This is a genomic window from Pseudomonas sp. NBRC 111132 (genome assembly GCF_001320565.1).
GTDB lineage: Bacteria > Pseudomonadota > Gammaproteobacteria > Pseudomonadales > Pseudomonadaceae > Aquipseudomonas > Aquipseudomonas putida_P.
This window is the reverse complement of sequence record NZ_BCBI01000016.1, coordinates 46595-65692: the sequence shown is the minus strand read 5'-3', so window position 1 is coordinate 65692 and position 19098 is coordinate 46595. Positions and strand designations below refer to the sequence as shown.

General features: G+C 56.2%; 18 protein-coding genes. 10 read left to right on the top strand and 8 right to left on the bottom strand.

Features of this window, described 5'->3' with window-relative positions; all coding sequences use genetic code 11:
* The first annotated feature begins 709 nt into the window (after nucleotides 1-709).
* The 3 genes from APH35_RS28260 to APH35_RS10265 all read left to right on the top strand — a co-directional run bounded on the left by APH35_RS28260 (nucleotide 710) and on the right by APH35_RS10265 (nucleotide 3933).
* On the top strand, nucleotides 710-1681 hold the full coding sequence (locus tag APH35_RS28260) for a TauD/TfdA family dioxygenase (protein WP_177335365.1): 972 nt from the start codon (nucleotides 710-712) through the stop codon (nucleotides 1679-1681).
* A gap of 11 nt (nucleotides 1682-1692) precedes the next feature.
* Entirely contained in the window at nucleotides 1693-2583 is an 891-nt protein-coding gene (locus APH35_RS28255; protein ID WP_012274897.1) for a glutamate racemase, read from the top strand.
* A 126-nt stretch (nucleotides 2584-2709) separates the two neighbouring features.
* A complete protein-coding gene (locus APH35_RS10265) occupies nucleotides 2710-3933 on the top strand; it encodes an MFS transporter (RefSeq protein ID WP_060514734.1) in 1224 nt (407 codons plus the stop codon).
* A 383-nt stretch (nucleotides 3934-4316) separates the two neighbouring features.
* On the opposite strand, the gene lpdA is transcribed toward APH35_RS10265, so the two are convergent.
* Complete coding sequence (gene lpdA, locus APH35_RS10260; protein WP_012274895.1) at nucleotides 4317-5717, bottom strand: dihydrolipoyl dehydrogenase; 1401 nt, start codon at nucleotides 5715-5717, stop codon at nucleotides 4317-4319.
* 207 nt (nucleotides 5718-5924) lie between these two features.
* Here lpdA and cfaB point away from each other — a divergent pair, with 207 nt between their 5' ends.
* Nucleotides 5925-7109 carry a C17 cyclopropane fatty acid synthase CfaB gene (gene cfaB, locus APH35_RS10255; protein WP_060514733.1) on the top strand — a complete coding sequence of 395 codons (1185 nt, stop codon included), beginning with the start codon at nucleotides 5925-5927 and terminating at the stop codon, nucleotides 7107-7109.
* Between the two features lie 64 nt (nucleotides 7110-7173).
* Here the strand turns inward: cfaB and cls are convergent, their stop codons facing one another.
* Nucleotides 7174-8613, bottom strand: coding sequence for a cardiolipin synthase (gene cls, locus APH35_RS10250; protein WP_060494493.1), 1440 nt, complete (start codon nucleotides 8611-8613; stop codon nucleotides 7174-7176).
* A gap of 133 nt (nucleotides 8614-8746) precedes the next feature.
* On the opposite strand from cls, the gene APH35_RS10245 reads away from it, so the two are divergent.
* Nucleotides 8747-9274: a DUF3617 domain-containing protein gene (locus APH35_RS10245; protein WP_012274892.1), complete on the top strand. Its 528-nt coding sequence runs from the start codon at nucleotides 8747-8749 to the stop codon at nucleotides 9272-9274.
* Here the strand turns inward: APH35_RS10245 and folE2 are convergent.
* A complete protein-coding gene (gene folE2 / locus APH35_RS10240) occupies nucleotides 9258-10163 on the bottom strand; it encodes a GTP cyclohydrolase FolE2 (RefSeq protein WP_060514732.1) in 906 nt (301 codons plus the stop codon). The genes APH35_RS10245 and folE2 overlap by 17 nt on opposite strands.
* A 25-nt stretch (nucleotides 10164-10188) precedes the next feature.
* The gene (locus APH35_RS10235; protein ID WP_012274890.1) at nucleotides 10189-10569 is read right to left on the bottom strand and encodes a hypothetical protein; all 381 of its coding nucleotides are present in this window, start codon (nucleotides 10567-10569) and stop codon (nucleotides 10189-10191) included.
* 114 nt (nucleotides 10570-10683) lie between these two features.
* On the opposite strand from APH35_RS10235, the gene zigA reads away from it, so the two are divergent.
* From zigA to APH35_RS10220, 3 genes are read left to right on the top strand one after another with little or no spacing between them, the layout of a single operon-like run.
* Nucleotides 10684-11889 carry a zinc metallochaperone GTPase ZigA gene (gene zigA, locus APH35_RS10230; protein WP_060494497.1) on the top strand — a complete coding sequence of 402 codons (1206 nt, stop codon included), beginning with the start codon at nucleotides 10684-10686 and terminating at the stop codon, nucleotides 11887-11889.
* A complete protein-coding gene (locus APH35_RS10225) occupies nucleotides 11886-12512 on the top strand; it encodes a DUF1826 domain-containing protein (protein ID WP_012274888.1) in 627 nt (208 codons plus the stop codon). Before zigA ends, APH35_RS10225 begins: the two co-directional genes overlap by 4 nt.
* Nucleotides 12513-12552: 40 nt before the next feature.
* Nucleotides 12553-13524 carry a CobW family GTP-binding protein gene (locus APH35_RS10220; RefSeq protein WP_060514731.1) on the top strand — a complete coding sequence of 324 codons (972 nt, stop codon included), beginning with the start codon at nucleotides 12553-12555 and terminating at the stop codon, nucleotides 13522-13524.
* Here the strand turns inward: APH35_RS10220 and APH35_RS10215 are convergent, their stop codons facing one another.
* Nucleotides 13525-13917 (bottom strand): DUF3301 domain-containing protein, encoded by a 393-nt coding sequence (locus APH35_RS10215; protein ID WP_012274886.1) that lies wholly within the window; start codon nucleotides 13915-13917, stop codon nucleotides 13525-13527.
* Nucleotides 13918-14037: 120 nt separating this feature from the next.
* Here APH35_RS10215 and pdxY point away from each other — a divergent pair, with 120 nt between their 5' ends.
* Entirely contained in the window at nucleotides 14038-14910 is an 873-nt protein-coding gene (gene pdxY, locus APH35_RS10210) for a pyridoxal kinase PdxY (RefSeq protein ID WP_060494501.1), read from the top strand.
* Here the strand turns inward: pdxY and APH35_RS10205 are convergent.
* The gene (locus tag APH35_RS10205) at nucleotides 14907-15392 is read right to left on the bottom strand and encodes an acyl-CoA thioesterase (RefSeq protein ID WP_012274884.1); all 486 of its coding nucleotides are present in this window, start codon (nucleotides 15390-15392) and stop codon (nucleotides 14907-14909) included. The two genes, pdxY and APH35_RS10205, sit on opposite strands and share 4 nt — an antisense overlap.
* 342 nt (nucleotides 15393-15734) lie before the next feature.
* On the opposite strand from APH35_RS10205, the gene APH35_RS10200 reads away from it, so the two are divergent.
* Nucleotides 15735-17495: a cation:proton antiporter gene (locus tag APH35_RS10200; protein WP_012274883.1), complete on the top strand. Its 1761-nt coding sequence runs from the start codon at nucleotides 15735-15737 to the stop codon at nucleotides 17493-17495.
* Nucleotides 17496-17628: 133 nt separating this feature from the next.
* Here the strand turns inward: APH35_RS10200 and APH35_RS10195 are convergent, their stop codons facing one another.
* Together APH35_RS10195 and APH35_RS10190 are read right to left on the bottom strand one after the other, a co-directional pair.
* Nucleotides 17629-18036 (bottom strand): SMI1/KNR4 family protein, encoded by a 408-nt coding sequence (locus tag APH35_RS10195; RefSeq protein WP_012274882.1) that lies wholly within the window; start codon nucleotides 18034-18036, stop codon nucleotides 17629-17631.
* A 114-nt stretch (nucleotides 18037-18150) separates the two neighbouring features.
* Complete coding sequence (locus APH35_RS10190) at nucleotides 18151-19005, bottom strand: Tim44 domain-containing protein (protein ID WP_060514730.1); 855 nt, start codon at nucleotides 19003-19005, stop codon at nucleotides 18151-18153.
* Between the last annotated feature and the right edge of the window lie 93 nt (nucleotides 19006-19098).

The window sequence follows — 19098 nt, the reverse complement described above, 5'->3', positions numbered from 1 at the left end:
AAAATTGGGTTTAGAGAATTAAAGCTGTCGCAGGAGCCGGTGAGGTCCATCTCATCGTCTCCTGCGAGGCTTCCGGCCCTTCGTCTGAAGCTTCGCCCCTTACCTTTTCTGCTCTTCAGGGACCCGCAACCCGTGCTGTTGCGAATCCAACCTGATGAAATGCCCCTTTCGGATGTTGAACGAAACCTTTACTTACAGTTCCACGACTCTGACTTAGATATTCTGAGGTCTGCGAGAGTTTTGAAGATATTCTAGGTTTTGTACGAAATTCCGGAAACCCAATTACTACCCCGCTGAAGCATTTTGTAGAGTTCGCAGCGTCATACGTTTCAACGTGTACGTTCTGGACCAAGCTACTTGCCCCTATTCTCATTTAAATGCACCGCATCTTTCGATGTGGTGCATTTTTTTGTTCCGCAAAATTATAGCTTTCAATGCTTTCAAAATCCGCGATTTTATTTTTCGCACAAAAGAATAAGAAATACCCTACGTCTTTGAATATTGACCATGCCCAGCAAATTTCCTTATCGTAATTCTTACATCACAACAACCGTGATTGGATATTTTTCGACATTAAATATAAGACAGAAAAGGTTGCCAATTTCCAAGTCTACGGTCAATCGAAGGACGTGGAGTCTTAAATTTCGACCAGTGCCTAAGATAGGTTTCGACAGGTTTGATCACAGATACGAAGGGGTAACATATTGTGGTGACTGAAGTAAAGAAGCTTGTTCTTACCCATTATGAAAAACTGCAAGTTCGGGGTTTGTTGGATGAGGTTATTAAAGAGCCCGGAATGACAAATCAGTACAGCTTTATGGAAAAAGCAGTTCTGTATGCCCAAGAATTGCCACGAAGCATTCGTAAAGTATTCTACGACTTCAAACGAAAAGAAGAATTTGCGGCTCTTCTAGTTTCCGGGAATCCCGTTCTTCGACATGGTGCAGGGGCAACGCCAAAAGGGTATATTGAATTAGAAGAAGACTATTGTTTGAGTGACGCAAAAATCTTGCATGGCCTATACGGGTCATTACTGGGCGAAGGTATCGGATTCACTTCGCAGCGCGGGGGTAGCCTGTATAACAATATTATACCGTTTGAAGGGTATGGATGCATTGCCAATTCAAGTTCTGGGTCTGTTCTCGATTTTGGATTCCATGTAGAAGATGCATTTCACCCTGCTCGACCAGAGTACTTAGGGCTCGTGTGCATGCGTAATGATGAACGTGCAGCGACAGTTCTTTCGAGCATTGATGGCATCAAGCTTAGAGAGGAAGAAATGAATGTGCTATTTGAGTCGAGGTTTAGAATTTCTCACAACCCAATACACAACACATCTGACGTGGTCGAAGAAAACGCCCAGACAATTCTATTTGGCCATAGAGACGCACCCTATGTAAAAATTAATGCAGCCACTTTGGATGTCGGGGAATATGAAGGCATCGAACGTCAAGCGTTGGAAAAACTCTTAAATCACTTTTCAGAAAATCGCGTGACACTCATACTTGAGCAAGCGGATTGTGTCTTCATCGATAACTACCGGTGTGTACATGCACGTGATTCGTTCAATGCTAATTACGGTGGTGGCGCCCGTTGGCTATCTCGGGTTGTATTCGCATCAAGCCTGAGGAAGTCCCGAGAAATGCGGGACTCGGTAGATACTCGCGCTATCAATGCATAGGGTGAAGGCCGATGCATATCCTCAATAGTTCACTGGCGATTGCCTTCAGCTTTTGGCTGGATGACGAAAATAAACTATATAGCAGTCAATGGTTGAGTGCGAAGCGGCCAATTGTAGTATTGGATTCTGGCGTAGGGGGGCTAACACTGTCCCGGCAACTGGAACTTCTACTTCCTGAGGCAAGTATACTCTATGTGGTAGATAATGAATGGTTCCCGTACGGTAGCAAGTCCGGGGCTGAAATTTCTCAAAGGGTACAGCATTTAATTGATCAGCTCTATACACAAATTAGGCCGTTAGCTATCGTTGTAGCGTGTAATACCGCTTCCGTCGCTATGAAGGACTATGGTCTAGACTCATGTGTTCAGCACTGTTTCTTAATAACGCCCCCCCTAGAGGAAGCTGTTGAAATTTCCGACCAAAAAAATATCGTATTACTTGCCACTCCCGGCACGGTTAAGAGTAGGTATATTCGCCGCGCGATGGCCATAACAAGAAATCGGGCCAATATATGGCCAATAGCGGCGCAGCCGTTGGTAGCACTGTCTGAAGCCCGATTGGCAGGGCAGGTAGCAAGTTTTGCTAGTTTCACTAAGCTTGTGGATGACCATCTCACTACAAAACAGCGATTTTCAATTGACACAGTTATCCTTGGTTGCACTCACTTCCCTCATGTAATTAAAGACTTGGAAGGGATATTCCCATCCGTTCAGAATTGGCTCGACCCTGCAAAAAAAGTTGCTCTGCGGGTCGCATCTACAGTGAAAAAAAAGCACGCTTCCATTAGCCAGCCTTTAAAAGCTGTTATCTTTACAAGTAAGCAAGATATTATTGGCTATCGCAAGGTGTTTTCGAAAAATGGCTTCTGCACAGACATCAAAACCTTGACCGCTAATTTTTGATCGTTGGTTGGTCAGTCAACTAACATACGTTGTTAGAAACTGGAAATTTCATTGGTGCAGGCAGAGAACTTCAAATGTCAACGCAACGTCTTAGTGTCAGGTTTTTAGAAGTGGGGGATTTGACGCATGAATTTTCCAAATAAGAATTATCGTTGGGTAATTTTAGCTGTGGCTACTTTTGCACAAGCTAGCGCTTGTTTTTTCGTTCAAGGCTTTGGGGCTATCGCGTTAAATGTTCAGTCCGAGATGGGCCTCAGTAATTGGCAGATCGGCACATTGGTTTCGGCAGCACAGTTGATTCCGCTTTTTGGTCTATTGATTGCTGGCGAGCTATTGGATAGGTACAGTGAGCGATTTGTTGTTGGTGTAGGAACAGTAATCGTTGGCGTTTCATTGTGCTGCGCTGCGCTGGCAAATTCTTACACTGAATTGCTTATGATCCTAGTACTATTAGGTTTTGGATACAGCACGGCTCAGCCCGGAGGAAGCAAGTCTGTATCTAATTGGTTTCAAGGTAGTCAGCTAGGTTTTGCAATGGGTATTCGACAAGCTGGATTACCCCTGGGCGGCGCCATGGCCGCGTTACTACTTCCATTTTTTGCCAGCCAATACTCTGTTCAAACAGCTTTTTTGGTGGGCGGACTTGTAGCGTTGTTTGGTGCCATCTTATTTGTTTTGCTGTATAAAAAACCTGAGATAAGTCAGGGCATCGAAAGAAAAAAAATCAATCTAAAATTGGCGGCTGTGTCCCGACTGTCTATGGTAACCGAACCTGCCATGAGAAAAATCATGGTGTCCGGTGCTAGTCTCACTGCCTCACAGTATGCCATTTCAGTCTTCTTAGTTTTGTATCTTTATACCTCAGTTGGGCTTGATAGATCTACTGCGACGATGATGTTCTTCGTGGTGCTAGGGGCAGGCATAGTCGGAAGGATTGTCCTAGCGGCTTGGAGTGATCATTGTGAGTCAGGAAGGTACTACCCCGTGATGACTTGTCTCGGTGCGGTAGCGGCCATATTGATGCTGTTACCCTTTTTGAATACAAAAAATTTGTTAATGCTAAGTGTTTTTATGGCGTTCACTGGTTTTTTTGCATACGGATGGTACGGTCCATGGGTAGCTTACATTGCAGAAACTGCTCCTGCTGATCGCAAGGGTTTTGCGCTGGGAATGGCCATGACAGCTAATCAGCTCTCCGTTGTATTGATTCCCCCGATTATTGGCTTATCACGGGATAGCCTTGGTACCTTTGCTTATGGTTGGGGAACTTTAGCAATAGTATCTGTCATTGTGCTATTTACTACTTTCAACAGAAAACAGGGGAAATTAGACAAGAGAATGTGCAATTGAGGCGAAAAAAAACAAAGCAGATTTTTGTGAGTAATGAGGGTTCTAGGCTCTTTTTGAAGAGTCTGAGAAGATGGTCAGGCAAGGCGAAACCGCCGAGGAAGCGCAGTTTACTGGAGTAAATGAGCATTCCTGGGCGGTTTTCAAAGGAGCATCACCGAGAATCAAGGCTTTTCAGACAGGGGCTAGGCTCTGTACGAAAAGAGATGTCGTAAACACCGAATAGAGCAGGCCAGCTAGACCATAGCTGCATAGCTTTCCGCGACCTTTTCGAGGAAACAGTGCACCCAGGCATACGATCAGGATCGTCATTCACAATCAATGGCTACGTTAACCTGGCCGCTTGCATCCTGATCTTGAATGGCCACTGCTGCGAACAGCTGCGGTCAGATCTGCATCGCCATGCCGTCCACATTCATCGCTGCCTGGCGCAGGGCCTCGGAGCGCGTCGGGTGCGGGTGGCAGGTGAGGGCGATGTCTTCTGCCGAGGCCGAGAACTCCATGGCCACGCAGAACTCACCAATCATTTCACTGACGCTTGGCCCTACCAGGTGTACGCCCAGTACTTCATCGGTTTGGGCATCGGCGATGACCTTGGCGAAGCCTTCGGTCTCGTGGTTGATCTTGGCCCGGCTGTTGGCGGTGAAGGGGAACTTGCCGACCTTGTAGGCGCGTCCTTCTGCTTTGAGCTGCTCCTCGGTCTTGCCCACGGTGGCCAGCTCCGGGCGGGTGTAGATTACGCCAGGGATGAGGTTGTAGTTCACCTCGTGGGGCTTGCCGGCGATGCGCTCGATGCAGGCTACCGCTTCGTCTTCGGCCTTGTGCGCCAGCATCGGGCCGGACGTGACGTCGCCAATCACCCACACACCTGGCACTGAAGTGCGGTGGTGCTCGTTACCGAGCATGCCACGCTTGTCGGTTTCCAGGCCCACGCTTTCAAGGTTCAGCCCTTTGGTATAAGGGCGGCGGCCGATAGCCACCAGCACGTAATCGGCCTGCAGCGATTCTGCGGTGCCGCCAGCGGCAGGCTCCAGCGTCAGGCTCACGCCATCGGCACTTGCAGTAGCCTGGGTCACTTTACTGCCCAGCTTGAACACCATGCCTTGCTTGGCCAGTGCCTTCTGCAGGGTCTTGGCGGTTTCCGTGTCGGTGCCTGGGCAGATGCGGTCGAGGTATTCGATGACGGTGACCTGGCTACCCAGCCGGCGCCAGACCGAACCCAGCTCAAGGCCGATTACGCCGGCACCGATGACGACCAGGTGCTTGGGCACTTGCGGCAGCGACAGCGCACCGGTCGAGTCGATGATGCGCTGGTTGTCGATAGTCACGCCTGGCAGGGGGGTTGGCTCGGAGCCGGTGGCGATGACGATGTCCTTGGCCTGCAGCGCAGTTTCGCTGCCGTCTTCGGCCTTGACCACGACCTTGCCCACGCCATCCAGGCGCCCCCAGCCTTTGATCCAGTCGACTTTGTTCTTGCGGAACAGGTACTCGATGCCCTTTGTCAGGCCGGTCACGCTCTCATCCTTTTGTTTCATCATCTGGGCGAGGTTGAGGGTGGGCTTGACTTCGATACCGAGGTGGGCGAATTCGTCACCGCTGGCGGCTTCGTAAAGCTCGGAAGCATGCAGCAGTGCCTTGGAAGGCATGCAACCAACGTTCAGGCAGGTGCCGCCCAAGGTCGAGCGGCCTTCCACGCAGGCGACGCTAAGGCCCAGCTGGCCAGCGCGGATGGCGGCGTTGTAGCCGCCAGGGCCACCGCCGATGATCACCACGTCATAAGATTTCATGGGTTCAACTCCAGGATGTAGAAGCGCGAGAGGGGCATAAGGTTAAGCTGAGAAGGAAAGATTGTATACAATCCACTGCATGGATAAGAACAGTTGGTTCTAGACCATGGTCTTGTTTAGAGGAAACATCCCACCAATGAACTACTCTGTTGCGGCGACGTTCGAAATATCAGGCGTCGTAGTCAATTAGGGATAGGAGGGTTGTTCATGCTTGCTCAACTTCCACCGGCATTGCAGAGCCTGCATCTGCCGCTGCGGCTGAAACTGTGGGACGGCAACCAGTTCGATCTGGGGCCTAGCCCGCAGGTCACCATCCTGGTCAAGGAACCACAGCTCATCAGCCAGTTGACCCATCCAAGCATGGATCAGCTAGGCACCGCATTTGTTGAAGGCAAGCTGGAGCTGGAGGGCGATATTGGCGAGGCCATCCGCGTGTGTGATGAGCTGAGCGAAGCATTGCTGGCCGGTGAGGAAGAAGTGCTGCCGCAGAGGCTTGCTCATGACAAGAGCACTGACGCCGAAGCCATCTCTTATCACTATGACGTCTCCAACGCGTTCTACCAGCTGTGGCTGGATCAGGACATGGCCTATTCATGCGCCTACTTCCGTGAGCCCGACAACACACTTGATCAGGCGCAGCAGGACAAGTTCGACCACTTGTGCCGCAAGTTGCGTTTGGAAGCCGGGGACTACCTGCTCGACGTTGGCTGCGGCTGGGGAGGGCTGGCGCGTTTTGCTGCCCGCGAGTACGGCGCCAAGGTGTTCGGCATTACTTTGAGCAAGGAGCAGCTCAAGCTTGGTCGTCAGCGCGTCAAGGCCGAGGGCTTGGTTGACAAGGTTGACTTGCAGATTCTCGACTACCGTGACTTGCCCCAGGATGGTCGCTTCGACAAGGTTGTCAGCGTGGGTATGTTCGAACATGTCGGGCATGCCAACCTCGCGCTGTATTGCCAGAAGCTGTTCGGCGCGGTGAGGGAAGGTGGGCTGGTGATGAACCATGGCATCACTGCCAAGCATGTCGATGGCCGACCGGTGGGGCGAGGTGCTGGTGAGTTCATCGACCGCTATGTGTTCCCCCACGGCGAGTTGCCGCACCTGTCGATGATCAGCGCCAGTATTTGTGAAGCGGGGTTGGAAGTGGTGGATGTGGAAAGCCTGCGCCTTCACTACGCCAAGACCCTGCACCACTGGAGCGAGAACCTGGAAAACCAGTTGCACAAGGCGGCGGCGCTGGTGCCCGAGAAGACACTGCGTATTTGGCGGTTGTACCTGGCCGGGTGTGCCTATGCCTTCCAGAAGGGTTGGATCAACCTGCACCAAATCTTGGCGGTGAAGCCATGCGCCGATGGGCACCATAACCTGCCCTGGACGCGTGAGGACCTGTATCGCTGATTACTCAAGTCCCAGTGGAAGTGAGCGAGTGCGCTTCCACTGGGACTTAAGTAAAAACACGCTTTTAGAGAATCGGTGAAATCAGCCGCGCAATGCGCATCCCCAGTTGTTGCAGTCGATGCGTATCGCGGCTGTCCTCTGCAGTAATCTCCCGTGCCTGTTCAAAGTCATCGTTCAGCATGTGCTCGACCTGGTCGGCGAAGCTGCGGTCGACTGTCAGCAGGGTAATTTCGAAGTTCAGGCGGAACGAGCGGTTGTCCAGGTTGGCACTGCCAATCGCACTGACGTCGTCATCCACCAACACCACCTTCTGATGCAGGAACCCTGGCTGGTAACGGAACACGCGCACCCCTGCGCGTACCGCTTCAAAGGCGAACAGGCTGGAGGCGGCATAGACAATGCGGTGGTCCGGCCGTGATGGAATCAGCACGCGCACATCGACCCCTCGCAACACCGCCAGGCGCAAGGCGGCGAACACGGCCTCGTCAGGAATGAAGTAAGGGCTGGTGATCCACACTCTGCGGGTGGCGGAGTGAATTGCTTCAAGGAAGAACAGCGAGCAGGTTTCCTGTGGGTCTGCCGGGCCGCTGGCCAAGGCCTGGCACAGGACACCGTTGTCCGGGTAGGCATCTGGCAGGATCAGTGGCGGTAGCTGGCGCGTGGCCCAGTACCAGTCTTCGGCGAACGACTCTTGCAGGCAGGCCAGCACCGGCCCGCTAATCTGCACATGGGTGTCGCGCCAGGGTGAAAGCTGCGGGTGCTTACCCAGGTACTCGTCACCCACGTTGTGCCCGCCGATGAAACCGACCAGGCCATCCACCACCACGATCTTGCGATGGTTGCGGAAGTTGACCTGGAAACGATTGAACCAGCCGCGGCGGGTGGCGAAGGCATGGATCTGCACACCACCGTCACGCAGCACCTGGCTGTAACTGGCCGGCAAGGCGTGGCTGCCGACACGGTCGTAGAGCACGAACACCTGCACCCCTTCGGCGGCCTTGCGTAACAACAGTTGCTGCAGCGCTTTGCCAAGGGTGTCGTCATGAATGATGAAGAACTGCACCAGCACCACATCGCGGGCTTTCTCGATGGCAGCGAAAATGGCATCAAATGTGGCCTGGCCATTGATCAGCAGTTTCACCTGGTTGTTTGCCAGGCATGGCATGCGACCCAGCTTGGGCATGGCGCGCAAGGCTGCGTAGCTTTCCGACTCACGGGCAGTAAGGGCTTCCTCAACCCAGGGCCGCCAGTTGAGGTTGGCCATGGCCACGTGCATTTCCTGGTTGGCCTGGCGCCGCGCCTTGATGTAGGCATAGAACGATCGGGCACCGAAGACCAGATAGGGAATCAAGGTGAGGTAGGGGATGAAGAACAAGGGCATGGCCCAGGCAATCGCGCCTTGGGCAGTCCGCACGGTGAACACCGCGTGCAGTGCGGCTACGATACCCAGCAGATGTATCAGGCCGAGTAGGTAACCAAAGAAGTAGGGGCTGTGGTAATCCATATGCATCCTGCTTGCCGAGTACACTAGAGGTAACAGAACACGTTCCCGGTCCGCCTTGCAACCCGAAGGTGGATTTGGCGTCTAAGGCTCAGCCCGGCCCGCTTGGCCGGCTTTTTTCCAGGAGCGTTCGTCCATGAAGATTCGTCTGCCACTGTTGGCGTTGGCCCTAGCAATGAGCAGCCCGCTGGTGCATGCCCAGATGCTGCAACCCGGTTTGTGGGAGCTGACCACCAGCAACATGCAGGTCGATGGCAAGCCGCTACCCGACATGGAATTCATGCTCGGCCAGTTAAAAAACCTGCCGCCAGAGCAGCGCGCAATGATGGAAGGGGTGTTGGCCAAACAGGGAGTAAGCGTAGGCGGTAAGGGTGTACGTTCGTGCCTGACGCCAGAACAGGTGGCAACCAACGACATCCCGCTGCAGGACCCGAAGTCAGGTTGCACGCAGAAGATCACTGACCGCACCGGTAATGTGTGGAAGTTTCAGTTCAGCTGCCCGAAGGCCCAGGGGAGTGGCCAGGCTACATTCCTCAGTGATCGGGAATTCACTACCCAGGTGAGCGGCACATTCAACGCCTCGGGTGTGCAGCAGCAAGGCAGCATGAACACCCGTGCGGTGTGGCTGGGCAATGACTGCGGCACGGTCAAACCGCGCAGCTGACATCCCATTGCCACTGGCTGGTTGCTACAGCGTCGTGGGCATGCAGGCTCTCTGCATGTTCCACGCGCAGCTTGAAGGCCTTGCTCCATTCAATTTGCCGTAGAGCCTGATGCAGGCGGCGTGCGGCGTCTTCACAGAACATCAAGTTTTGCCCGTTGGCCAAGGCGAAGGCTTGCTCGTCTGCGCGCTTTACGGCGGTCTGTACCGCCGTCCCCAGGCTGGCCTCTATGCGGTCGATCAACTCGGTGATGGGCAACACCTGCTGATTGCTGCTTAGCCGTACCTGAATCTGCGCGGTACTGCGTTGGCTATGAGGCGTAGCAACAATCCCTTCAGCACTGCCAAGCCATTGTAGTACCGCAGCCTTTTCAATCTGCTGCCCGCTGAAGTGTGTCTGAAACTGCTGCTGAATCAGCTGCCGCGCGAGTGCAGCCGAGCATGGGCAAGTCGAGGAGTAAGGGACAGAAACGGATAGTTCCACGTGGAACACTTCATTTTCGATCCTGGTATCTACCGTTACGGCGTAGCTTTTCCAGCCCGCCAATGGGCTGATCAAGGCGGGCCTGTTCAGCAGATGCTCGAAGCTGAAGCGCAAGTAAGCTGCGGAAGAAAGGCTTTCGTGGCTGCTGAGGAAATCCTCCAGAAGCTGCCGGATGGCGAGTGGTGTGAGAGGCTGGTGTTCCAATGACCCCAGCGCAAGGTAAAGCCGCGACATGTGTATGCCGCGTGAACTGCCGTCTACCAGGCTAACTCCTGCGTCGACTTTGGCAGCCGCGGTGCGCCCTTCGAATTGCACTGGCAGGGCGATTCCGCACATGCCAACCCAATTCAATGGCACGGCATACGCTTGAGTTTGTGCGGCGATATCGGGGAGCTTGAGCTGAGTCATTTGGCTTTCCAAGCAAGTAAAGGCATCAACGGCAACCGCCAATCAAACTGCAATGCAGATTGAAGCGCTGCCCGCTGGAGCTGGATACGCGGTTCAAAGTGGTCCAGCCAACGCGGCGGCTGTAACCCACCCAGGCCTCTCCATCGCTGGCCAGGCCGGTAAAAAAGGTCAATGTGCCGTAGCGGCTGTTGGTTTGTGCCCACAGGCGCCGGCTGTCGAAGTCGTAGCCGCGCAGGTAGAACGTGCTGCCTTCGGTGCGCACGCTGTAGTAACTGCCTTTGCCGTCCTGGCAGGCGAGCAGCGTGGCGCTTCGCGTACAAAGCGCCAATGCACTGCCTTTTGGCATAGCCAGCAGTGAAGTCGGCATGACCAGCATCAGCAACGCCAAGACCCTTGGCAGATTCATTTTTCATCCCCGGTGAGCACTCGTCCGTCGAGAACGGCTTGGCGAAATTGTATTGTTACTTTATAACGTTGTGCAATGCATCGTTTCGAATGCGTCTGCCTGAAGAGGTTCGCCATGCCCAATCGTCTCCCCGTCACCGTGCTGTCCGGCTTCCTGGGCGCCGGCAAGAGCACACTGCTCAACCATGTGCTGCGCAACCGCGACAACCTGCGGGTCGCGGTCATCGTCAATGACATGAGTGAAATCAACATCGACGCCAGTGAGGTGCAGCGCAATGTCAGCCTCAACCGCGCTGAAGAGAAGCTGGTCGAGATGAGCAACGGCTGCATCTGCTGCACCTTGCGTGAAGACCTGCTTGAAGAGGTGGCGCGGCTGGCCGAAGAAGGGCGTTTTGATTATTTGCTGATCGAGTCCACCGGTATCTCCGAACCATTACCGGTGGCCGAAACCTTCACTTTCCGCGACGAACAGGGCCGCAGTCTGTCCGATATGGCGCGCCTGGACACCATGGTCACCGTGGTCGATGGCCTGAACTTCCTGCGCGACTATCAGGCGGCAGACAGCCTGGCCAGCCGTGGCGAAACCTTGGGCGAAGAAGACGAGCGGTCAATCAGCGATCTGCTGATCGAGCAGGTCGAATTCGCCGATGTGCTGCTGCTGAGCAAGATCGACCTTATCAGCCAACATGAGCGCGAAGAACTCACCGCCATTCTGCGCAGCCTCAATGCCCGGGCTCAGATCGTACCCATGGTCATGGGGCAGGTGCCGCTGACGCGTATTCTGGACACTGGCCTGTTCGACTTCGATCAGGCAGCCCAGGCACCGGGTTGGTTGCAGGAGTTGCGCGGTGAGCATGTGCCCGAAACCGAAGAGTACGGTATCGCGGCCATGACCTGGCAGGCACGACGTCCGCTTCATCCACAGCGCTTTTTCGACTTTATCCACACTCACTGGACTAACGGGCGGTTACTGCGTTCCAAGGGTTTTTTCTGGTTGGCCAGCAAATATCAGGAAGCCGGTAGCTGGTCGCAAGCGGGCGGCATGATGCGCCATGGCCTGGCTGGCCGGTGGTGGCGCTTCGTACCGCGCGATCAGTGGCCGCAGGATGTGGATAACACCAGCGCGATCTTGAAACACTGGACTGCTGAGACCGGTGATTGCCGCCAGGAGTTGGTGTTCATCGGGCAGAATATCGACTTCGGAAAATTATCCACAGCCCTTGATGGCTGCCTGTTGACGGATCAGGAAATGGACTTGGGCCACATGGGTTGGTTACGCCTGCCCGATCCGTTTGGCCCATGGCACGAGGAGGCGGCATGAACGCGGCAACTCGGGCTGTGGATATCTTTCAGGTGCACGGCGATAGCCCGCAAGTTCTGGCTGAAGTGCTGCAGGACGGCGTGAACCTGGCCGTTTGGCGCCGGCGCCTGCCGGCACAGTTACAGGACTTTTCTGAATTGGCCATAAGCCTTGGTCAGCCCCTGGCTGATCAGCGGGTAATCGATGTGGACGAGCAGCAGATGCCAGTACTGCCCGATCTGCTGCGTGAAGCGTCGGATTTACTTGGCTATGAGGCCTTCGTTGCCGATGTGACGTGGTTGGTGGCGGCGTACACCTGCCTGGTTGGCGCACGTCGGGTCGGTTTACGTCTGCGGGTACTGGACGGTCCTATGTGCCCGCGCTTCCATGTGGATAACGTGCCATTACGCCTGCTCACTACCTATGCGGGTCCGGGTAGTGAATGGTTGCAAGAGCAGGATAGCCGGCGTGGAGAGTTACACACAGCTGATCTTCCTGTGGATAACATAAAGCGCCTGCAGCCCGGCGAGGTAGGGATACTGAAAGGCGAGAAATGGCAGGGCAACGAGGGCGCAGGCCTGGTGCATCGGTCCCCTTCAGGGCAACAGGGGCGGCTACTGCTCAGCCTTGACTGGCTGGCCTGACGGCGCATAGTGAGGCATCACCACCGCCTGAAGTCGCCCCATGCTGCAGAACATTCCCACCCATGTAATTGCCGGCCCGCTGGGCGCTGGCAAAACCACCCTGATCCGTCATCTGCTGGCCCAGCGCCCAGCCAATGAACGCTGGGCTGTACTGATCAACGAATTTGGCCTGGTAGGCCTGGATGCGGCCTTGCTCAGCCGTGACGAAGACGGCATAGCCATCGGCGAGGTGGCAGGCGGCTGCCTGTGCTGCGTCAACGGCATGCCATTTCAGGTGGGCCTGGGGCGCTTGCTGCGTAAATCCCGGCCCGACAGGTTGTTTATCGAGCCTTCCGGCTTGGGCCACCCATTACAGCTGCTGGCTCAGCTACAGCAAGCCCCTTGGGCTGGAGTGCTGACAATTCAACCACTTCTGATGGTTGTGGATGCCCTGGCCATGGCTAGAAACGAGCCCCTCACGGAGGCTCAACAGCAGGCTTTCTATGGCTGTGAGAACGTGGTTTTCAACAAGTCAGAGCTTGTGGATGAATCAGATAAGTTGTTGATAACTAATAAATTTATAAACAAGAAAATCATATGGACAGTGCAAGGTTGGCTGCCTCTGTCGGGCCTTCCGCAGGCATCTTCCCAGATTGTTGACAGCCCATTCCTAGATAACAAGATTGTCGACAATCTTGAAAGTGCCCCAGCATTACTCTGGACAGACCCCAGGCAGCCCATCTGCCTTAGCCAACAGGGGGAAGGAGGTTGGAGTATTGGCTGGCGTTGGCACCCTGGCCAACAGTTTTATCCACAGCGGTTACAGGCGTTCTTGCGCGTCTGGCCATGGCGACGCGCCAAGGGAGTTATCCACAGTGTGGAAGGCTGGCAATCATTCAATGGGCTCAATGGAGGCATGCCCGCCTGGCAGCCCAGCGAATGGCGCAGGGATACGCGTATCGAGCTGATTTTCGATCAGCCGCAATCGCAACCCGCACTGCATGCCGGGTTGAGCGAATGCCAAGTCAGCTGATCAGTTGCGCCAGCGGTTGTGCTCCTGGCGCCACTGCTGCATTTCGATGACATTGTCGGCGCGCGGTGGGGTCTTGATTTCGAACGGGTAGGGTGCCAGCTCGATCTGCACGCTGTGGGCGCCGAACTGGGTCACGGTACCGGGGTGGCGCTGCTCGCCCGTGACGGTGAACTCGAAGGCATAGATGCGTGCCAGGCGTTTACGGCCATTGGCATCCCGGACAAAGGCGATGCGCTTGAGCGCGACGGCGTCGTCGAGCAATTCGAGGTCGAGCTTGGCGCAATGCTGTTTGACCCGCTCCAGGGCTTTCTCGCGCAACCCATGGTTGTGCCACAACCAGGCGCCTGCCGTGGCTACCAGCATCAGGACGAAGAGGTTCTCCAGGGTCAACATTTGCATATGCTCCAAACAGGTGTATCCAGCTTAACTGCGTCCCTGGCCTGTCGTACAGGTGGCAATCGCGTTCATACTGCGCTGCGTACAATCCTTGAAACAGCTTTGGAAACCACCCGCATGAAACGTACCCCGCACCTGCTCGCCATTCAGTCTCATGTGGTGTTCGGCCACGCCGGCAACAGCGCCGCGGTGTTCCCCATGCAGCGTATCGGGGTCAATGTCTGGCCGCTCAATACCGTGCAGTTCTCCAATCACACACAGTATGGCCAGTGGGCGGGTGAAGTGCTTGCCCCGGCGCAAATTCCTGCGTTGGTGGAAGGTATTTCCAACATCGGCGAGCTGGGCCACTGCGATGCGGTGCTTTCCGGCTACCTGGGCAGTGCCGAACAGGGGCGAGCGATCCTGGCCGGCGTCGAGCGGATCAAGGCGGTGAACCCAAAGGCTTTGTACCTGTGCGACCCGGTCATGGGGCACCCGGAGAAGGGCTGCATCGTCCCGCCCGAAGTCAGTGCGTTTCTGCTCGAGGAGGCGGCGGTCAGGGCGGACATCCTGTGCCCCAACCAACTGGAGCTGGACAGCTTTTGTGGGCGCCGCGCGCAGTCACTGGAAGATTGCGTGAACATGGCGCGCAGCTTGCTGAAGCGTGGGCCGCAGGTGGTGGTGGTCAAGCACCTGGCCTACCCTGGGCGCGCCGAGGACCAGTTCGAAATGCTGCTGGTGACTGCCGAACACAGCTGGCACCTACGCCGCCCGCTGCTGGCGTTTCCACGCCAGCCGGTGGGGGTGGGTGACCTCACCTCCGGTTTGTTCCTGGCCCGTGTAATGCTGGGCGACAGCTGGGTGCAGGCATTCGAGTTCACGGCTGCAGCGGTGCATGAAGTGCTGCTGGAAACCCAGGCCTGCGCCAGCTACGAATTGCAGCTGGTGCGGGCTCAGGACCGCATTGCGCACCCACGGGTACGCTTCGAGGCGCAGTTGCTGGCGCTTTAGATCGCGTCGGTTTTCAGGTCCTGGTAGCGCTTCTCCAGCTCCTGGCGGATCTGGCGCCGCTGATGGCCTTGCAGGAAGCGACGCTTTTCTTCGCTGCTATGCGGCTGGCGCGGTGGCACCGGCACCGGGCGGCGATTGTCGTCGACTGCAACCATGGTGAAGAAGCAACTGTTGGAGTGGCGCACCGAGCGCTCGCGGATGTTCTCGGTCACCACTTTGATGCCGACCTCCATCGAGGTGTTGCCGGTGTAGTTGACCGACGCGAGGAAGGTCACCAGTTCACCTACGTGTACGGGTTCGCGGAAGATCACCTGGTCGACCGACAGGGTCACCACATAGCTACCGGCATAGCGGCTGGCGCAGGCGTAGGCCACTTCGTCGAGGTACTTGAGCAGGGTGCCGCCATGTACGTTGCCAGAAAAGTTGGCCATGTCCGGGGTCATCAGGACGGTCATGCTCAGCTGGGCGTTTCCAGGTTCCATAGTGTGCTCACGGTGAGGTTGCGCTGAATCGGGCGAATGGAGGGCGTTATCTGCTGACACTGCTGTTCCCCTCTTATGAATTTGCCTTGCTGATACGGGACGTTGGCTGACGCGCTGTCGTCACGCTGATCATGCCATCAGCGGCGCTTTTCCAGCCGATCTGTTTCTGCATATTGCACCGGCTTTTTGCGGCGGGGTGCGATGTTAACCTGAGTACGCCCATGCAACATGGGCGTTCCTGCATTCAATACAGTATGTACTTGCTGCTCCCTCAGGTTTGCCTTGGCAGAGGAGCGGTCTGCCCAGGCATCCAGAAAAAGACGAGAAAAGGAGTATCACGCCATGCATGCCATCAGCTTCATCCAGGACCTGGCGGTCATCATGCTGGTCGCTGGCGTGGTCACCATTCTCTTCCATCGCCTCAAGCAGCCGGTGGTGCTTGGGTACATTGTCGCGGGCTTCATCATTGGCCCGCACACCCCGCCGTTTGGCCTTATCCATGATGAAGACACCATCAAGACCCTCGCTGAACTGGGGGTGATCTTCCTGATGTTCTGCCTGGGGCTCGAGTTCAGCCTGCGCAAGCTGTTCAAGGTGGGTGCCACAGCGTTCATCGCAGCGTTCCTGGAAATCGTGCTGATGATCTGGATCGGCTTCGAGATCGGTCGCTGGTTCGGCTGGAATACCATGGACTCGCTGTTCCTCGGCGCCATCCTGGCCATATCCTCGACCACCATCATCGTCAAGGCGCTCAACGACCTGAAGATGAAGAACGAGCGCTTTGCCCAGCTGATCTTCGGCGTGCTGATTGTCGAGGACATCCTTGGCATCGGCATCATTGCCCTGCTGTCGGGCATCGCGGTCAGTGGCACGGTCAGCTCGGGTGAGGTGTTCTCCACTGTCGGCAAGCTGTCACTGTTCATGATCGTCGCCCTGGTCATCGGCATCTTGTTGGTGCCGCGGCTGCTGGCCTATGTGGCCAAGTTCGAAAGCAACGAGATGTTGCTGATTACCGTACTGGGCCTGTGTTTCGGCTTCTGCCTGCTGGTGGTGAAGCTGGAGTACAGCATGGTGCTTGGCGCCTTCCTGATTGGTGCGATCATGGCTGAATCGCGCCAGTTGCTGAAAATAGAAAGCCTGATCGAACCGGTACGCGACCTCTTCAGCGCCATATTCTTCGTCGCCATCGGCCTGATGATCGACCCCCAGGTGCTCATAGACTACGCCTGGCCGATCGTGGTCATCACCTTGGCGGTGGTGCTGGGCAAGATGCTGTCTTGTGGCATGGGGGCGTTCATCGCCGGCAATGATGGGCGCACGTCGCTGCGCGTGGGCATGGGGCTATCGCAAATTGGCGAATTCTCTTTCATCATCGCCGCGCTGGGCATGACCCTGCAGGTAACCAGCGATTTCCTTTACCCGGTGGCTGTCGCGGTATCGGCAATCACCACGTTGCTGACGCCGTACCTGATCCGCGCGGCCGACCCGTTGTCGCAAAAGCTGGGCAATATAGTGCCGGGCCGCCTGGCGCGGGTGCTGTCGTTGTATGGCGAGTGGTTGCGCAACATCCAGCCGCAGGGCGAGAGCGCCATGCTGGCGGCGATGATTCGGCGCATCCTGTTGCAGGTGGGGGTAAACCTGGCGCTGGTAATCGCCATTTTCTTCAGTGGTGGCTACTTCGCAGGGCGAATCGGCAACTGGCTCAGTGAGTGGGTGAGCGATGCGAGCCAGCAGAAGGCTGTGATCTGGGGGGCGGCCTTGTTGCTGTCACTGCCATTCCTTATCGCCGCCTACCGCAAGCTCAAGGCACTTTCGATGTTGCTGGCAGAGATGGGCGTGAAGCCTGAAATGGCAGGGCGGCATACCCAGCGTGTGCGCCGTGTGATTGCTGAAGTTATCCCGCTGTTGTCGCTGCTGGTGATCTTCCTGCTGCTGTCGGCATTGTCGGCGAGCATTCTGCCGACCAGCGAGTTGTTGCTGGTGATTGCTGTAGTCGCTGCCGTGGTGGTGGCGTTGTTGTGGCGCTGGTTCATCCGCGTGCACACGCGCATGCAGATCGCCTTGTTGGAGACGCTAGAGAATAGTCGCGAGAACTCGCACTAAGGGGCAATGCTCCCTGCGCAAGATTTCACCGTCGTCCGAGGGGATGGAGCGGTAGCGATGTCGCCAGGCGCAGAAAGCCTGGCGATTTTAACTACATTGATGGCACTAAGCCATAAATATTCCTGTGGATATTTCAGCTTTCCAGCCAAACATCCCGCGCCCAGTGCCACACCGATTCCCAGCTGTCTTCGCCGACCAGTTCCTCATCGGCATCCCACAGCACCACGGTGCCATCTTCTTCTACGCAGTAGTAGTTGTCGCCGTCCTGACACAGTGGGATCAACTCACGCGGCACGCCGGCATCCCAAGCTGTGGCGGCAACTTCTGGCAGGTACGTGTGCGACTGCGGGTCGGTACAAGTGACAGGCTCAAGAGAGCCGTAAACAACATCACTTACGGTCAGCAGAAACTCTTTGAACACGAATGGAATATTGATGAACAGCTGCTCTTCGATCTCCACCAGCTGGTCCTCGTCGGGAAGCTCCAAGGGCACCGGTACGGGTTCATTGGCTTCACGGAGTTGTTCGATCACTTCTTCCACGGTTCACTTCCTCTGACCTAGATGACAACGCTGCGCGTTATACCCTAGTAGGCCAGTCTGGCAAAAGCAAAAACCCCGGGACAGGCCCGGGGTTTTTCATGCAGCACGTAGCGGTTAGCCGTTTTGACGGATACCGGCAACCAGCCAAGGTTGGTTCTCGCCCTGGGCGCGAACCATGTGCCAGCTTTCGCTGAACACTTCGCCCTGGTCGAAGCGCGAGTTCTTCGACACGCCACGGAAGGTCAGGGTGGCGTCGGTGCGGTCGGCGCGGTCGTCGAGACCGTCCAGCTGCACTTCCAGGTTATCGATGTAGGTAGCCTGGAAGCCATCACCCAGCTCAGCACGCTCGCGCTTGAGGAACTCCAGCATTTGCGGAGTAACGAACTCGGCGATCTTGTCCATTTCGTTGGCATCCCAGTGCTGCTGCAGCGACTGGAAATGGTTACGGGCGGCAGCCAGGAAGTTCTGCTCGTTGAACCAAGCCGGGGCGTTGATTACCGGAGCGGCTGCGGCGGCAGGTGCGGCCGAACCCCCGAAGATCGACGGCTGGGCAGGCTGGGCGTGAGCCTCACGCTGCATCGGCGCATGGCCTGGCATGGCCATTTGCGGCTGCTGCTGGCGGCGGCGCGCGGCGATGAAGCGGAACACCAGGAAGGCAATGAGCGCCACGATCAGGAAGTCCATGATCTGGAAGCCTTCGAAACCGTCGCCCATGAACATGGACGCCAGCAGGCCACCGGCGGCCAGGCCGGCCAATGGGCCCAACCAGCGCGAAGCACCGCTGGCGGCCGGGGCTGCACGACCAGGTGCGGTCGGCGCGGCGGCAGGCGTGGTTGGCGTAGCCTGGCGGGTCTGGTGAATAGGCGCGGAGCCCGAGCTCTTACCGCCGCCGAAACGCTTGGCGTTGGCGTCCAGGCTCAGCGTCAGGCCGACGCAGAGCGCCAGTGCGATGCTAAGAAAACGTTGCATAAGTGGGATATCCCCTGTTGTGGATTGCACGCGCGTCATGGTGCACAGGTTCCCGGGCACATGACCAGCGACATAATGTTTCGAGCTTTTGCC

What these genes read in the sequence shown, in the direction of transcription:
- pdxY (WP_060494501.1), top strand. Translation starts at nt 14,038, where the DNA reads ATGAAACGTACCCCGCACCTGCTCGCCATTCAGTCTCATGTGGTGTTC.
- APH35_RS10225 (WP_012274888.1), top strand. Translation starts at nt 11,886, where the DNA reads ATGAACGCGGCAACTCGGGCTGTGGATATCTTTCAGGTGCACGGCGAT.
- APH35_RS10235 (WP_012274890.1), bottom strand. Translation starts at nt 10,569, where the DNA reads ATGAATCTGCCAAGGGTCTTGGCGTTGCTGATGCTGGTCATGCCGACT.
- APH35_RS10220 (WP_060514731.1), top strand. Translation starts at nt 12,553, where the DNA reads ATGCTGCAGAACATTCCCACCCATGTAATTGCCGGCCCGCTGGGCGCT.
- APH35_RS10265 (WP_060514734.1), top strand. Translation starts at nt 2,710, where the DNA reads ATGAATTTTCCAAATAAGAATTATCGTTGGGTAATTTTAGCTGTGGCT.
- APH35_RS28255 (WP_012274897.1), top strand. Translation starts at nt 1,693, where the DNA reads ATGCATATCCTCAATAGTTCACTGGCGATTGCCTTCAGCTTTTGGCTG.
- APH35_RS10215 (WP_012274886.1), bottom strand. Translation starts at nt 13,917, where the DNA reads ATGTTGACCCTGGAGAACCTCTTCGTCCTGATGCTGGTAGCCACGGCA.
- APH35_RS10245 (WP_012274892.1), top strand. Translation starts at nt 8,747, where the DNA reads ATGAAGATTCGTCTGCCACTGTTGGCGTTGGCCCTAGCAATGAGCAGC.
- APH35_RS10205 (WP_012274884.1), bottom strand. Translation starts at nt 15,392, where the DNA reads ATGGAACCTGGAAACGCCCAGCTGAGCATGACCGTCCTGATGACCCCG.
- cfaB (WP_060514733.1), top strand. Translation starts at nt 5,925, where the DNA reads ATGCTTGCTCAACTTCCACCGGCATTGCAGAGCCTGCATCTGCCGCTG.
- zigA (WP_060494497.1), top strand. Translation starts at nt 10,684, where the DNA reads ATGCCCAATCGTCTCCCCGTCACCGTGCTGTCCGGCTTCCTGGGCGCC.
- folE2 (WP_060514732.1), bottom strand. Translation starts at nt 10,163, where the DNA reads ATGACTCAGCTCAAGCTCCCCGATATCGCCGCACAAACTCAAGCGTAT.
- APH35_RS10200 (WP_012274883.1), top strand. Translation starts at nt 15,735, where the DNA reads ATGCATGCCATCAGCTTCATCCAGGACCTGGCGGTCATCATGCTGGTC.
- cls (WP_060494493.1), bottom strand. Translation starts at nt 8,613, where the DNA reads ATGGATTACCACAGCCCCTACTTCTTTGGTTACCTACTCGGCCTGATA.
- APH35_RS10190 (WP_060514730.1), bottom strand. Translation starts at nt 19,005, where the DNA reads ATGCAACGTTTTCTTAGCATCGCACTGGCGCTCTGCGTCGGCCTGACG.
- lpdA (WP_012274895.1), bottom strand. Translation starts at nt 5,717, where the DNA reads ATGAAATCTTATGACGTGGTGATCATCGGCGGTGGCCCTGGCGGCTAC.